Below are 15,227 nucleotides of genomic sequence, written 5' to 3'. Positions count from 1 at the left end.
ATTTATATAATCGTTATAAAAATTTGGTATAAAATTGATTATATACCTATATAACAAATAGTGATAGCTTCAGTTATGGATAAGATAGATGTGAAAGGTTTCTTTTTGCTGGGGATAGCCGCCCGCACCACCAATCATGATGGGCAGGCAGCCCAGGACATTGGCGACCTATGGTGCCGCTTTATGGACGACAATGTTTTACTGCAAATTGAAAATAGGGTAAGTGATGAGGTACATTGCATATATACCAATTACGAAACAGACCATACCGGGCCTTATACCGCTATACTGGGCTGCAAGGTAAACTCGCTGGATAACATTCCGGAGGGATTGGTTAGCCTCGCGGTAGCGCCAGGTACTTATGCAAAGTTCACAGCAAATAGCTGGATGCCAGATCGTGTGGCCGAAACCTGGCAGCACATATGGAACAGCAGTCTAAACCGTAAATACACGGCCGATTTTGATGTGTACGGCTGCAATAGTTGCAACTCGGATGATACCCGGGTGGAAATTTATGTAGCGGTGGAGTAGGTTGATTAGGAGCTAATACATTATGTCAATTGCGAGCGAAGCGTGGCAATCTCTTCGTAGGCATATCGATTAAAATAGCTACGAGATTGCCACGCTTCGCTCAATGACATAAGTTATATAACGTGCTTTTGAGGTTATTTTCCGCTACAGAAAATTCTGTAATTTAAAAATATAAATTTTATTAGTGATTAAAATTCAAACGCTTGCCAGCTTTACCTTCAGTTAAACTTCCATTAGCGTAGGCTATATTACCCGATACCAAAGTATAGGCAATTTGGGAGCGGAAGGTAGTGCCTTCAAAAGGGCTCCAGCCACAATGATATAAGATATTGCTTTTGTTTACGTTCCAGGGTTTATTCAAATTTACCAGTACCAGGTCGGCCCAGTAGCCTTCACGGATAAAACCGCGTTTGTCTATCCGGAAGAGGGTGGACACATTATGTGCCATTTTTTCGGCTATTTGTTCCAGGGTGATTTTGCCGTGATGATACAGTTCCAGCATGGCAGGCAGCGCATGCTGAACCAATGGTCCGCCAGATGGTGCCTGCAGGTAAGGTTGCTCTTTTTCTTCCAGGGTATGTGGGGCATGGTCTGTAGCAATCACATCTATGCGGCCATCCAGTACAGCTTGTAAAACAGCATCACGGTCTTGTGAGGTTTTTACAGCCGGATTCCATTTGATAAAGTTACCCTTGGTTTCATAATCGGCATCGCTGAACCACAGGTGATGCACGCAGGCCTCGGCCGTAATGCGCTTGTCCTTCAATGGGATCTTGTTGGTAAAAAGATGGGTTTCCAGAGCAGTGGATATGTGCAGGATATGCAGCCTGGTATTATGCTTTTTAGCCAGCTCTACCGCTAACGACGACGACAGATAACAGGCTTCCTCACTCCTGATTTTGGGATGTAGTCTCACGGGTAGATTTTCACCTAACAGCTGTTTATAATGGTTAAGGTTGCTTTTGATAGTGGCCTCATCCTCACAATGCACAGCTATTAGCATGGGCGATTGCGCGAAAAGGTTATCCAGCGTGCGCGGATTATCTACCAGCATATTCCCGGTTGATGAACCCATAAATACCTTAACCCCGCAAACATTGGCAGCATCGGTACGTAGCACCTCGTCCAGGTTATCGTTGGATGCACCCATGAAAAAAGAGTAGTTAGCCAGAGAGTTACGCGAGGCTATCTCATATTTATCTTCCAATAACCGTTGCGTTAAAGTGTTGGGCACTGTGTTAGGCATTTCCATGAAGGTGGTAATACCCCCGGCTACAGCCGCGCGCGATTCGGAATGGATATTGGCCTTGTGGGTTAATCCAGGTTCGCGAAAATGCACCTGATCGTCAATGCATCCGGGCAGTAAATGTAATCCTTCGGCGTTGATCACCTCATCAGCGGGGGTCTCAATGCTTGAATCTATCCGTTCAATAAAACCATCTTTTACCAGAATATCAGTTACATATTGCCGGCCTTCGTTTACTACTGTTGCTGATTTGATGAGGATTTTCGTCATTTCGGAGTTGGGATTTTCGATTTCGGATTTGTTATATGGGCAAATTTAGGATATAAATATGAAAATAGATCATCGCTGCATCCTTCACGCGTCATTGAGGTACGAAGCAATCTCTACAGAAGCAGGTTGATTATGCTTGCTCTGTATAGCATAGAGATTGCTTCGTACCTCACAGCAATGACGCTCGGAAAAAACTTCAGAGAAGTAAGTTTATCACCGCAAACCGATGCTTAATCTTGACTCTTGATTCTTGTTTCCTGACTCTTATCCCAGCCTCTTGATTCTTAATTCTTGACTCTTTCCCCAAAAGCTTATCTTTGCGCCATGGCTGTAACTTTTGAAGAATTTAATTTTAACCGGCAAATATTGAACGCGATAGCTGATGCCGGTTATACCGAAGCTACGCCCATACAGCAAAAGGCCATTCCCCCGATACTGAACGGGCAGGATGTGATGGGTATTGCGCAAACCGGCACCGGTAAAACGGCGGCCTATGTATTGCCCATCTTGATGAAACTAAAATATGCCCAGGGTGAAAATCCGCGGGCACTGATCATTTCGCCAACACGCGAACTGGCCATGCAGATTGAGGAAAACGTAAAAACATTTGCTGCTAATACCGACCTGCGTGTAGTGGTGCTTTATGGCGGATTGGGTCCTAAAACACAAATAGAGCAAATTAACAAAGGGGTTGACATTATTGTGGCTACCCCGGGCCGTTTTATGGATATTTATCTGGCCGGGCATATCGTAACCAAAACGCTCCAGGTACTGGTACTGGACGAGGCCGATAAAATGATGGACATGGGCTTTATGCCCCAGATAAACCGCATATTGGAAGTGGTGCCGGTAAAAAGGCAAAACCTGCTGTTCTCAGCCACCATGAGTGATAAAATCCATGAGCTATCCAATAATTTCCTGGAGTACCCAACCATTATTGAGGTTACCCCGCAGGCTACCCCGGCACAAACGGTGAACCAGCATTTGTACCATGTACCTAATAATAAAACTAAGATCAACCTGCTCAAAAAGCTGCTTGATCTGGAAGGCGATATCACCAAGCTTATTATATTCTGTAAAACCCGTATAGCTGCCGAAGATGTGTATAAATTTTTGCTGCGCAAATACGGCGAAAATGGGGTACGGGTGCTGCATGCCAATAAAGGACAAAATACAAGGATCAACTCCATCAATTCGTTCAAGAACGATGAGGTAAAGATTTTGGTGGCTACCGATGTAGCTTCGCGCGGTATTGATGTGAGCGATGTGAGCCATGTGATTAACTTTGATGTGCCGGTAGTGATTGAGGATTATGTACACCGCATTGGGCGTACAGGCAGGGCCCTGCAATCTGGCGAAGCCATTACCTTTTGTGGTCCGGCAGAGGAGTATTACCTTAAAAAGATCGAAAAGCTGATCAAACAAAGCATACCCGTATCGGCCATACCTGATGATGTATTTATGGAAGAAACCGGGTACGACGAAAGGCAGGAGCAGAACAAAGAGATCGATTTGCAAAAGCGCAAAGACGATCCCGACTTTAAAGGCGCCTTTCACGAAAAGAAAACCCTTAACCAGCGCAAAAAATTCGATGCCACCAGGGACAAGGCCCGTTACGGTAAAGTAGGTAAAAAAAATCCGAACAGTAAATCATCCAGGAAAAAACGATAATTAATAAATGTGCAGATATGCGAATGTGCAGATGTGCAGATAATAATTCACTAAATCAATAATTCGCTAATTGTTTTGAAATTACGCATTACCCCCTTAAATTTTGCCACTACTTTTTTTATTGTGGCGGCGGTTTATATTTGGATCTATGGAGCCCACATCGCGGGCAGGCCATTGGAAACCTGGAGCACTACCATTGGCTGGATATTTTTGCTGTTTGCGGCGGTGGTGTTTTTTTTAGACCTGATATTCCGTAACTTTTTTGCCGAGCTAAAAAAGCTGTGGATAGTGGAATTGTGTTTTATAGCATTAGTTGCCATTATATTTTTCATGGTTAAATAATACAAGTAGCCGAACCGACTCACCCGGTCTGCGCTTTGCTTTACCACCCTCTCTCTGGCTTTGCCGCAAAGAGGGTTGCTAAGAAGAAAAAATCCCCTCTATGCGCGAAGCGGAGAGATGTCGGGGTGAGTCAATGGAGAGGGTTGGCTGAAACTAAAATAATTACAAACCCATTATATGCCGCTTGTTTAAAAATTAAGATACTTGCGGCCGGAAAATAATTATTAAAAAAAATATTAATCTGTAAGCCCTCTATATGATTTTTTACAGAGAAGGATAAAGAAATCACTAATCCACTAATTCAATAAATCACTAATTATTTTTAGATGAAAACTGCTGAAATAAAGCTGACCATCAGCCTTGATGATAACAATGTACCGGAAAGCATCCTGTGGGAATCGACAGATTCGCAAAATAAAGAAGCATTGCCTGTAAAATCAATGATGCTGGCCCTGTGGGATCAAAGCTACAAAAATACCCTGCGCATTGACTTGTGGACAAAGGACATGCCCGTTGATGAAATGAAACGTTTTTTTTATGAAACCCTGCAAACCATGGGCGACAGCTTTTTACGCGCCACCGGCGAAACCAATATCGTAGAAGACCTGCGCGACTATTGCGCCCACTTTGCCGATAAAATGGAGATAAAACAATAAATTAGTGAGTGGTGAATAGGGAGAGGTGAGTGGTTGTCAACTTTAAAGGAGATAGCTTTTACACTTTTCTTTCCCTGTTCACTACTTACTGCTTGCTATAAACAATTGCCTATTCACTATTCACCATTCACTACTCACCAACATGCGTATCAGTTCTATTTTATCATTTTTGGGTTTTGTGCTGCTTTTTGCCGGTACTTATTGCCCCTTGCTGCGCCCGCTTGGCTTATTTAACTGGAATGTTTATCAGCTTAATCAGCCCTACGGTTTGGTATTGGCGCTGGTAGCTGTGGTTGGTGTGGCGGCGTCGTTTTTAAATCAGCCTAAAATTATAAAAGCAGCTGCATGGATGGCGCTGGCTTTGGTAGTATTACTGTTACTGGCTTCTATATTCAAAGTGCAAACCGCCTTTAGTTTTATCCCCTTTAAAAAGCTGGATGCTTACTTAACCAGGCATGTAAGGTTTAAATGGGGTTGGTATGTGCTGTTCACAGGAGTGATACTCTCAATAGCAGGCGCGTTAAGCAGTAAACGCAAAGCCTATGTTAAACCAACACCGGCAGCCGAAGATGCAGGGAATTAGAATCAAAAAATTAGAATCAAGAGTTAGCAAAAGTATTGATTTCGATCTTTACGATTATCAACCGATATTTTCATTCTTGACTCTTGATTCTCGGCTCTTGGTTCTAATATCACGGCTCTTGATTTTAATCTCCAATCAACTATTCCTTAAATGTTTATTAGCCTTTTAAATGATTAAAAGGTTTTTTTTAAACATATTTGTATTATAAATAAAAGCTCTGCATGTTAAAGTTTTCTTTCCGCCAGCAGGTTTTAGCTGGCTTTGTGATATCCATCATTCTGGTTTTAGTGGTTGGGGTGTTATCCTTCAACAGCATCCGTAAGTTTGAGGATGATAATCGCTGGGTTGACCATACCCAAAAAGTTATTAAATCGGCAAATAGCCTGTTGCAACATATGATCGATGCCGAAACCGGTATGCGGGGTTATGTTGCTACGGGAAACAAGGTGTTTCTTGATCCTTATAATGAGGCGCTGCCACGCATTGGGGTCGATCTGCAATCCATGCGGGATCTTTCGATAGATAATGCAACCCAGCAGCAAAGGATCGATTCTTTAACATCTTTTGTTGCCGCTCAACGCATCACCCTGAAAACAAATATTGATACCCGGGAGGCAAAGGGGCTTGACTTTTTGATAAGCAATAATATGTTGCTGAATGGTAAGCAAAACATGGACATGATCAGGTTGGTTGTTAGTCATGTTATTGATGCCGAGAATGATTTTCTTACTTTACGTAAACAAAGCTCCGAAAAAGCCTCAGCTACGGCCATCCTGGTTATTGTGGGTGGCTCTTTTATATTCCTGGTTATTATCCTGATCCTGTTCTTCTACATACAACGCACTTTTGATCAGCAGAAAAAAATTGAAGCCGAAATTAAGGTAGCCAATATTGAACTGGGGAAAGTGCTTGCCGAAAACGAAGCCAAAAACTGGCTGCTTACCGGCACCGGGCAGCTGAACGAAAAAATGCAGGGCCAGCAAAGCGAAAAGGAACTATCCGGAAATATACTGGCCGAAGTTTGTACCTATACCAAGGCCGCCGCCGGCACACTATACCTGTACAATGAAACCCATCAGCGTTTGGAGCTTTATGCCTCGTACGCTTTTCATAATCCGGATTTTATTAAAAAGACCGTTCAACTATCAGAAGGCTGGCTGGGCCAGGTGGCTAAAAATGAAAAAGCCTCGGTTGTTAAAGGTAAGCTGAATGAGAAGTTCGACCTGGAATCGTCAGTAATCAAAGAAACATTAACCGAAAACTTTATTGTTCCTTTCTTTTTTGATAAAAAGTTAAAAGGGGTACTGGAAGTGGCCTATGTTGGCGAACTGACATTGAACAGTAATGATTATATATTGGCCGTAGCCAACGATATTGGCATTGCAGTGAATACCGCCCAGGCACGCACCATTATGCACGATCTGTTTGAGGAAACTCAGCAACAGGCCGAAGAGCTGGAAGCACAACAGGAAGAAATGCGCGTTACCAACGAGGAACTGATGAACAAAACAGAAATGTTGCAGGCATCAGAAGAGGAGTTGCGCGTTCAGCAGGAAGAGTTACGCACCATTAACGCCGAGCTGGAAGAAAAGGCAAGCCTGCTGGAAGAAAAGAACGAAGCAATTGAACAGGCCCGTGCGGCCATTAACCTTAAAGTTGATGAACTGGAAGTAACGGGTAAATATAAATCGGAATTTTTGGCTAACATGAGTCACGAGCTGCGCACCCCGCTCAACAGTATCCTGGTACTGGCCCGTATATTAAAAGATAATAAGCCACTGAACCTGTCTGAAGACCAGGTGAAATATGCCAGTGTAATATTTAACGCCGGTAATGATTTGCTTACGCTGATCAATGATATCCTTGACCTGTCAAAAATTGAGTCGGGCAAATTGGATATGCAAAATGAGGATATCAAGGTATCCGATATTTTGGGCGATATGGAAATGCTGTTTGCCGAAGTGGCCAGCAACAAAAAGATCAACTACAGCACGCATATCAATAAAAACCTGCCGCGAATTATATTTACCGATAAGGTACGTGTGGAACAGGTGATCAAAAATCTGCTTTCCAACGCGTTTAAATTCACCTCGGAAAACGGTTCTATAACCATTACCGCCAGGCCGGGCGAAAAAGAAGCGACTATCAGCTTCGCCATTAAAGATTCGGGCATTGGTATCCCCGCCGAAAAACAACGCATCATATTTGAGGCATTTCAACAGGCCGACGGATCAACCAGTCGCAAATATGGTGGTACAGGTTTAGGGCTTTCTATAAGCCGCGAACTGGCCATGCTGCTTGGTGGTAGCATCAGTTTGAGCAGCGAGCCAGGCGTAGGCAGCGAGTTTGTGCTCACCATACCATTGAAGGCTATACAGGTGGCACCGCATGAAGATGATATATTGCCAACCGCTCAAACCTTCAAGGTTGAAAACATAGCTTTAGCACATGCCCCCAAACCAGCTGCAGACAGCGGTCGCGAACCATTGGTAGTGATTGTAGAGGATGATAAAAACTTTGCCCACATATTGCAGGATTACGCACGCGATCATGGTTATAAATCGGTGATGGTGCATGAGGGAACCTCAGCTGTTGAAACAGTGCAGGAACATATGCCCGATGCTGTGATACTGGATATTATGTTGCCAGGTAAAGATGGGTGGCAGATATTGAAAGAGCTGAAGCATAATGAAGCAACTATGCACATACCCGTGCATTTGATGTCGGCAGGTGATGCCGCAGCCAACCGGGTACGCCGCGAAGGTGCCATCAGCTTCTTGAAAAAACCGATCAATACCGAAACATTGGATAAGCTTTTTGCCGATATTATGCTGCAAAGCGGTACCAAATTCAAGCAAATATTACTGGTGGAGGATCATAAGGCCCAGAGCCAGGCTTTGAAAGATATGATGCAGGGTCAGGGTATCACGGTTGACCAGGCCTTTGATGGCGAGTCGGCCTTCCGGATGCTGCATGAAAATGAATACCAGTGCGTGATACTGGATCTGAACCTGCCTGATATTTCTGGACTAGACCTGCTGGACAAGATTAAGGAGGTGGAACGTTTTGCCTCGCTGCCGGTAATTGTTAACACTGCTATGGAGCTGGACAAGGCATCGGTTAACCGCCTCATGCAGTATGCCAACGCCATGGTGGTAAAAACCAACAAATCTGCCGACAGGTTGATTGACGAAGTAAACCTGTTCCTCAATAAGATCAGCGAATCAAACAACGCTCAGTATGAGCAGGCACCGGCATTTAGCAAAGCAAAACTACCCTCAAAAGGAAAAGAATCTTTAAAAGGGAAAAAGGTACTTATTGTTGATGACGATATGCGCAATATTTTTGCATTGAGCAGCGCTCTGCAAAGCTATGACCTGGTTGTAGAGATAGCCAATGATGGCGAAGAAGCTATTGCCAAACTGGAGGAGGTGCCCAATATTGATATCGTATTGATGGATATCATGATGCCTAAGATGGACGGATATGAAGCTACCAGGTACATACGCAAACAAAACAAATGGGCCAAGCTGCCTGTAATAGCTTTAACCGCAAAAGCAATGAAAGACGACCGGGAAAAGTGCATAGCGGCCGGCGCTAATGATTATATTACTAAACCGGTTGATATGGACAGGCTTATTTCATTGATGCAGTTGTGGTTAGAGAGTTAGTATGAGTGATACTTCCATTATTATAACATCCACCCAAATAACCGAACTGATTGACCTGGTAAGAAGAGTGCATGGGTTTGATTTTTCTGGTTATACCAAAGCCTCGTTAAAAAGGCGGGTAGTTAGGATAATGCAATTGAAAAAAATGGAGTTTTATGATCTGAAACACACCCTGGTTAACGATCAGCATTTTTTTCAATATTTTTTAGAGGAAATTACGGTGAACGTTACCGAAATGTTTCGTGACCCGTCGTTTTATAAAGCGTTGAATTTACAGGTAATACCTTACCTGTCAACCTACCAGCACGCCAAAATATGGTGTGCGGGCTGCTCTACAGGCGAGGAGGTTTACTCCCTGGCCATATTACTGCGCGAGGCAGGACTCAGCAATAAATCATTCATCTACGGTACCGATATCAATACCGAAGTGCTGAGGGAGGCCCGTAAAGGGATATATAGTTTACGCAGTATAAAAAGTTATGCCGAAAATTATCAGTTTACGGGCTTAAAAGGCTCCATATCAGATAATTTTACTATTTTGTATGATGCGGCGTCGGTACATAATGAGCTGAAACAGAATACCTTGTTTTCGGTACACAATTTAGTGTCCGACGATGTTTTTAACGAGTTTCAACTCATCAGCTGCCGCAATGTTTTTATTTATTTTGAAACAGAACTACAGGAACGGATATTAGAATTGTTTTATAAAAGCCTGTGCCCGTTAGGTTATTTATGCTTAGGCAGTAAAGAAACCATACGGTCTGATGCTTTTAAACGAAAGTTCAAGGTGATCAATCACCAGGAAAATATTTATCAAAAAATTGGGACCTGATAAAAATTTACTCGAACGCTGGCGCACTACCGAATTATTGTTACTGGGTGGTTCTGCCGGGTCGTTTAAACTTTTGTTCCAGATGGTAAAATTACTTCCTGCCGATCTGGGTAAAATCGTGATCATTGTTATTCACCGTAAACGGAACTTTTTTAGTGAAATAGCGAAACTTTTTGCAGAGAACAGCAGAATGTCACTCCGCGAAATTGAAGATAAAGATGTTCTTGAAAAAAATACGATTTATATAGCACCGGCCAATTACCACACCCTGATAGAAAAGGGTGGGTATTTTAGTTTAGATGTATCAGAGGCAGTGTGGTATTCGAAGCCGTCAATTGATGTAACCTTTGAATGTGCCGCCGAGGTTTACCAGGAACGCTGCATGGCCATTTTATTATCGGGCGCAAACCAGGATGGTGCCGAAGGGATGCTTAAATTAAAAAACAGCGGGGCCGTTACCATAGCCCAGCATCCAGAGGATGCTGAAATGGATGAAATGCCAGCGGCGGCTATTAACAATGGAGCGGCCGGTTATATATTACGTACAGATGAGATATTTAAACTTTTACATACACAGTAATTCACTTACATTAGCATCAAAATGAGTCCCGTTAATATTCTTATTGTTGATGATAGAGAAGAAAATATTGTTGCGCTTGAAGCATTATTAAAGCGCGATGATATTCGTATATTTTCTACAACATCGCCCAATGAGGCCCTGAAAATTGCCTGGGACACGCACATTGCTATTGCCCTTATTGATGTGCAGATGCCCGAGATGGATGGTTTTGAGCTGGTTGAAATGCTCAAATCAAATCCGCGAACGCGGGATATTATGGTGATATTTGTAACCGCCATATCCAAAGAGACTAAATATGCGGTAAAAGGGTTGGGTACCGGCGCTATTGATTATTTGTATAAACCTCTTGACCCATACATTACATCAGCCAAAGTTGATTCATTTGTGCACCTGGCACGCACCCAGGCCGAGATCAGGTTAAAGAACGAAGAATTGCAGAACTTTGCGATAGTTGTAAAAAACTCTGCCGATATTATTTGTTCGGTCGATGCGCAAAATCTTCGTATCAGTAATATTAATCCCGCGGTTGAAACCATTATGGGTTTTAAATCGACCGAATTGATGGGGAAAGGAATCGTTAGCCTTGCGGTTGAAAACCAGCAAACACTGTTTCGTAAAAAACTGGGCGAAATTATTAAGGATAACCTGAACTTTGCCGTTTTTGAATTGCAGTTTGAAACCTTTGATAAACGGGTGATATGGGTGGAGTGCCGCGCATCCTACCACAATAAAACCATCTTTTTAAACATCAGCGACATCTCTCCGCAAAAGAGCTACCAGGAGCAGCTGATCAAGTCGAAAGAGAATGCAGAGTACAGCAAAAAGGTAAAAGAAACTTTTTTAGCCAATATGAGCCATGAGTTGCGTACACCAGTTAACGGCATTATTGGTATAACCAGTTTGTTGTTGCGCACCGATTTAAATGAGCAGCAAAAAAACATGCTTAATTTGTTAGAAACTTCATCAAAATCGTTACTGGGTGTTATCAACGATGTGCTGGATATATCCAAAATGGAAGCGGGCAAGTTTAACATTGTGCGTACGCCAAATAATGTACATGAGATCATCAAAGCGGTTTTTGATCTGCTCAAATTCCGGGCCGACGAAAGCAATATCGAATTTATACTGGAAATAGAGGATAATGTACCGGAAAATCTGATGGTTGATTCGCTGCGCCTTAACCAGATATTAATGAACCTGCTGAGTAATGCTATCAAGTTTACCGAGCGTGGATATGTAAAGCTTAAAGTATCGGTGCTACAAAAACACGGTGATAAGGTGAAGCTGAAGTATAGCGTTGAGGACTCCGGAATAGGGATTCCGGCTGATAGATTGAGCAAAATTTTTGAGTCATTTGAACAAGCCGAGGAGGATACGGTAAGCAGGTACGGTGGTACCGGCCTTGGGCTAACCATTGTGAAAAAACTGGCTGAGTTAAAAGGCGGAGAGCTTACGGTGAGCAGTCAGTTAGGCAAGGGAAGTACTTTTAACTTTATAAACTGGCATACCATAGCGGCTAAACCCGTTGAAAAAGTGAGTAATAAACCAGATAGGGTATTGAGTCCTTTTAACAACGTATGTGTTTTGGTGGCCGAAGATAATATGGTGAACCAGTTTATGTTATCAAAAATGCTCAAGGATTGGAATGTAGAAGTTGAAATGGTTGATAACGGGCGCAAGTTGATCGAGAAGCTGAAGACCAAAAGATACGATCTTATTTTAATGGACACCCATATGCCCGAAATGAATGGCTATGAAACGGCCCGCACTATACGTGTTGACTTTGAAGAACCTAAAAGGAGCGTACCTATCATATCGCTTTCGGCATCTTCATTTGGGCACGAGCAGGAACAGGCCCTTACCGCGGGTATGAATGATGTATTGGCAAAACCATTTCAGCCGTACCAACTACACGAAAAAATGAGTCAGTTGCTAAAAGTTGAGGCATAAGTGCTAAAAATCGAGCCTGGTTTGGCCTATACCCATCACTTTGGCTTCGTGTTCCAATAGCCATTTCTTGCGCCAAAGACCACCTGCATAACCGGTAAGGCTACCATCAGAGCCAATAACCCGGTGGCACGGTACTACTATCCACAAATCATTTTTACCATTTGCCGATGCTATGGCCCTTATAGCTAATGGGCTATTCATCTGGTTTGATTGCTGGGCATAGCTTATGGTGCGTCCATATTTTATTTGCAGTAATTCATCCCAAACCTGCTGCTGAAAAGATGTCCCTGCTTGTTTCAGTGGCAGATCAAATTCCTTACGCTCGCCCTTAAAATACTCATCCAATTGGTCAATGGCCATTTGCAGCAATGGGGTAGGAGCCGGTGTAATTTCATATTCCTCATCCCTCGCCGATATGGAGGCGATAAAACCATCCTCTTCAATAATACGGGTGATGCCAAGCGGGGTATTACAATAAGCAAGGGGCATGAATTTTAATTTTTACAGGTTGATAATAGATTGCCGGTGACAATGCGATCTCTTTTCAAATTTAAGGCAATCGGTGGAATTGAGCAAATGTATGCGTCAAGACTATCTCATAAAAAACACGTCATTGCAAGGTAAGAGGAACCCCCTCTAAATCTCCCCCAAAGGGGGAGACTTCAAGAAAGGTATTTTAGAACCTTCTCCAAAGGAGAGGGTGGGGCTTCAGCCTGCAAAACCAATGAATCAATAAACCAATGAACAAATGAACCAAATAATTACCTTTGACGCCATGAAACTCGTTAACGAAACCTGGCATCTGCTTAAAAAAGAAATTTTGCTTGAATGGCGGTCAAAATATGCTTTTAATGGTGTTTTGTTATACGTAGTATCAACGGTATTCATTTGCTATATCTCGTTTAACCTTACCCCGGGTTTTAGCGGCAGCAATGGTTATAAAGTGGTGTGGAATGTACTGTTCTGGATCATTATGCTGTTTGCCTCGGTTAATGCTATTGCCAAAAGCTTTATGCAGGAGAGCAAAAGCCGTTTGCTTTATTATTATTCTATAGCCAGTCCGCAAGCTATTATCCTGTCAAAAACCATATACAATGTTTTGCTGATGGCCTTGTTAAGTATACTGGCCTTATTGGTGTATATGGTGTTTTTTACCAATACCCTTGGCGATCCTTTGTTTTACTTTTTAACGGTGTTGCTGGGCAGCCTGAGTTTCTCTACCGTGTTTACCATGATATCGGCTATTGCCTCCAAAGCGGGTAATAATGGAACGCTGATGGCTATCCTGAGCTTCCCGGTTATCATACCGGTGATACTGGTACTTATCCGCCTGAGTAAAAACGCGATGGATGGGATAGACAGGAGCCTGAGCTTGGGTAATATAGGCGTTTTGTTCGCCATTAATGCCATCGTAATCACCACTGCGCTATTGCTTTTTCCGTACTTGTGGAGGGATTGATAAGGAATAAATCTGATGAGTAACATAAGATCCGGTCAAGTAAAAAAGCACTATCACATCAATACCCATTGTAACTTTATTGTATCAATAAATAAATACCGTGCAATTTCATCAAGCGTTCATAAAAAATACGTTTTTTAGTATCTTGGAAAAAAATTGTATCCCTTATTAATATTAATGCGGCCTTATTGGATCATTCTTCTTTTTATAGTGTGCCCGTTTGTAGTAATTGCTCAAAATACTACTATTACCGGTACTATTGTTAATGCCAATGGCAAAAATCCGGTATCCAGAGCCAGCGTGTTTTTAAGTAACGCAACCTATGGTACGGTAACCTCTGATGATGGTTCATTTACCCTTGGTGGTGTTAAACCCGGGCAGTATGAGCTGGTGGTTACTACCGTTGGGTATGAAGACTTCTCGCAAACTATACAGGTTAGCGGCGCACCGCTGAAACTCCATATCGAACTTACTCAAAAAGTACTGATGCTGCGCGAAGTAGTGATCAGCAGCGCGGCCGACTGGAAAAAGAACTATGAACAGTTTAGGCGCGAGTTTATTGGTACTACCGAAAACTCCAAGCTTTGCCGGGTGGTTAATCCGCACATCCTTAATTTGATCTATCACCGCAACAAACAGCAGCTGGAAGCTTCTGGTGATGAATTTCTGGTGGTAGAGAACCACGCATTGGGATATCGCACTAAATTCCTGCTTAAAAACTTTGTGAGCGATGCCATTGAGCACACCATACAATATGCAGGCAAAGCCCTGTTTGAAGAACTACCTGGTTCGGCAGAGCAAAAAAGGGCCTGGAAACTGAAGCGCGAACAGGCTTATTATGGTTCGGCGCAACATTTTTACCGGTCGTTATATAAAGATAAGCTGAAGGAAGAAGGTTTTGAGGCGCATGATTTTACGCGTATGCTGAACCGGGAACGTCCGGAAGAAGGCCTGATACTGCAAAAGATCAAAAGATACAAGGATATAGCCCCCAACCGCGATTCGTTAAACAATTGGTATAGGATCAGCAACCTTACCAAATGGAACAGGGAAAACCTGGTCCGTACTCCTTATCAATCCATCGAAATATTGCGTAAAACACAAGAAAAAGGTATATATGCTGTTGTATTTCCGCATCTGTTATACGTTGTATACACCAAAAAGGAAGAAACTACGGAGTTTAGAGATGTTTACCGACCGCTGGATATGGGTAACTTTGAAACCAGCATTGTAAGCCTTTCCAGTGCCTATATTTTATTTGATATGAACGGTATTGTGATATCAAACCCAAGTCCGCTTTATGAAGGTACGTGGTCCAAAGCCAAACTGGCCGATCTGCTACCGGTAGATTACGAACCAGGGGACTAAATTTATTCATTAGTTCATTGGGGCTCCTGTGCAAGTCAAAACCGAACGGGTCAATGTCCGGTTTCGTT

Annotated in this window: 13 protein-coding genes; 11 read left to right on the top strand and 2 right to left on the bottom strand. The window is 42.9% G+C overall.

Annotation, left to right across the window (positions count from 1 at the left end):
• Window positions 1–60 precede the first annotated feature (60 nt).
• Window positions 61–531, top strand: a complete 471-nt coding sequence (locus tag BW976_RS07820; RefSeq protein ID WP_175614070.1) for a GyrI-like domain-containing protein — start codon at window positions 61–63, stop codon at window positions 529–531.
• A 181-nt stretch (window positions 532–712) separates the two neighbouring features.
• Here the strand turns inward: BW976_RS07820 and BW976_RS07815 are convergent, their stop codons facing one another.
• Window positions 713–2,047, bottom strand: coding sequence for a dihydroorotase (locus BW976_RS07815; RefSeq protein WP_076372162.1), 1,335 nt, complete (start codon window positions 2,045–2,047; stop codon window positions 713–715).
• 324 nt (window positions 2,048–2,371) lie between these two features.
• On the opposite strand from BW976_RS07815, the gene BW976_RS07810 reads away from it, so the two are divergent.
• The 8 genes from BW976_RS07810 (at window position 2,372) to BW976_RS07775 (ending at window position 12,332) form a co-directional block, all read left to right on the top strand.
• Window positions 2,372–3,718: a DEAD/DEAH box helicase gene (locus BW976_RS07810; RefSeq protein WP_076372160.1), complete on the top strand. Its 1,347-nt coding sequence runs from the start codon at window positions 2,372–2,374 to the stop codon at window positions 3,716–3,718.
• 75 nt (window positions 3,719–3,793) lie between these two features.
• A complete protein-coding gene (locus BW976_RS07805; RefSeq protein WP_076372158.1) occupies window positions 3,794–4,060 on the top strand; it encodes a hypothetical protein in 267 nt (88 codons plus the stop codon).
• A 326-nt stretch (window positions 4,061–4,386) separates the two neighbouring features.
• Entirely contained in the window at window positions 4,387–4,716 is a 330-nt protein-coding gene (gene gldC / locus BW976_RS07800; RefSeq protein ID WP_076372156.1) for a gliding motility protein GldC, read from the top strand.
• A 142-nt stretch (window positions 4,717–4,858) separates the two neighbouring features.
• Window positions 4,859–5,299, top strand: a complete 441-nt coding sequence (locus BW976_RS07795; RefSeq protein ID WP_076372154.1) for a hypothetical protein — start codon at window positions 4,859–4,861, stop codon at window positions 5,297–5,299.
• Between the two features lie 221 nt (window positions 5,300–5,520).
• On the top strand, window positions 5,521–8,970 hold the full coding sequence (locus BW976_RS07790; RefSeq protein WP_076372152.1) for a response regulator: 3,450 nt from the start codon (window positions 5,521–5,523) through the stop codon (window positions 8,968–8,970).
• A 1-nt stretch (window position 8,971) separates the two neighbouring features.
• Window positions 8,972–9,802, top strand: coding sequence for a CheR family methyltransferase (locus BW976_RS07785; protein WP_175614069.1), 831 nt, complete (start codon window positions 8,972–8,974; stop codon window positions 9,800–9,802).
• Window positions 9,792–10,382, top strand: coding sequence for a chemotaxis protein CheB (locus BW976_RS07780; RefSeq protein ID WP_084192111.1), 591 nt, complete (start codon window positions 9,792–9,794; stop codon window positions 10,380–10,382). Before BW976_RS07785 ends, BW976_RS07780 begins: the two co-directional genes overlap by 11 nt.
• A gap of 21 nt (window positions 10,383–10,403) precedes the next feature.
• Window positions 10,404–12,332: a hybrid sensor histidine kinase/response regulator gene (locus BW976_RS07775; protein WP_076372150.1), complete on the top strand. Its 1,929-nt coding sequence runs from the start codon at window positions 10,404–10,406 to the stop codon at window positions 12,330–12,332.
• Window positions 12,333–12,335: 3 nt separating this feature from the next.
• Here BW976_RS07775 and BW976_RS07770 read toward each other — a convergent pair whose 3' ends face one another.
• Complete coding sequence (locus tag BW976_RS07770; RefSeq protein WP_076372148.1) at window positions 12,336–12,821, bottom strand: methylated-DNA--[protein]-cysteine S-methyltransferase; 486 nt, start codon at window positions 12,819–12,821, stop codon at window positions 12,336–12,338.
• Between the two features lie 286 nt (window positions 12,822–13,107).
• Here BW976_RS07770 and BW976_RS07765 point away from each other — a divergent pair, with 286 nt between their 5' ends.
• Both BW976_RS07765 and BW976_RS07760 read left to right on the top strand, forming a co-directional pair.
• Window positions 13,108–13,791 (top strand): heme exporter protein CcmB, encoded by a 684-nt coding sequence (locus BW976_RS07765; protein WP_076372146.1) that lies wholly within the window; start codon window positions 13,108–13,110, stop codon window positions 13,789–13,791.
• A 177-nt stretch (window positions 13,792–13,968) separates the two neighbouring features.
• On the top strand, window positions 13,969–15,159 hold the full coding sequence (locus BW976_RS07760; RefSeq protein WP_076372144.1) for a carboxypeptidase-like regulatory domain-containing protein: 1,191 nt from the start codon (window positions 13,969–13,971) through the stop codon (window positions 15,157–15,159).
• Window positions 15,160–15,227 lie beyond the last annotated feature (68 nt).

The sequence above is a fragment of the Mucilaginibacter lappiensis genome (genome assembly GCF_900155965.1).
GTDB lineage: Bacteria > Bacteroidota > Bacteroidia > Sphingobacteriales > Sphingobacteriaceae > Mucilaginibacter > Mucilaginibacter lappiensis.
The sequence above is the reverse complement of the archived record's forward strand: the minus strand, read 5'-3'. Positions and strand labels throughout refer to the sequence as shown.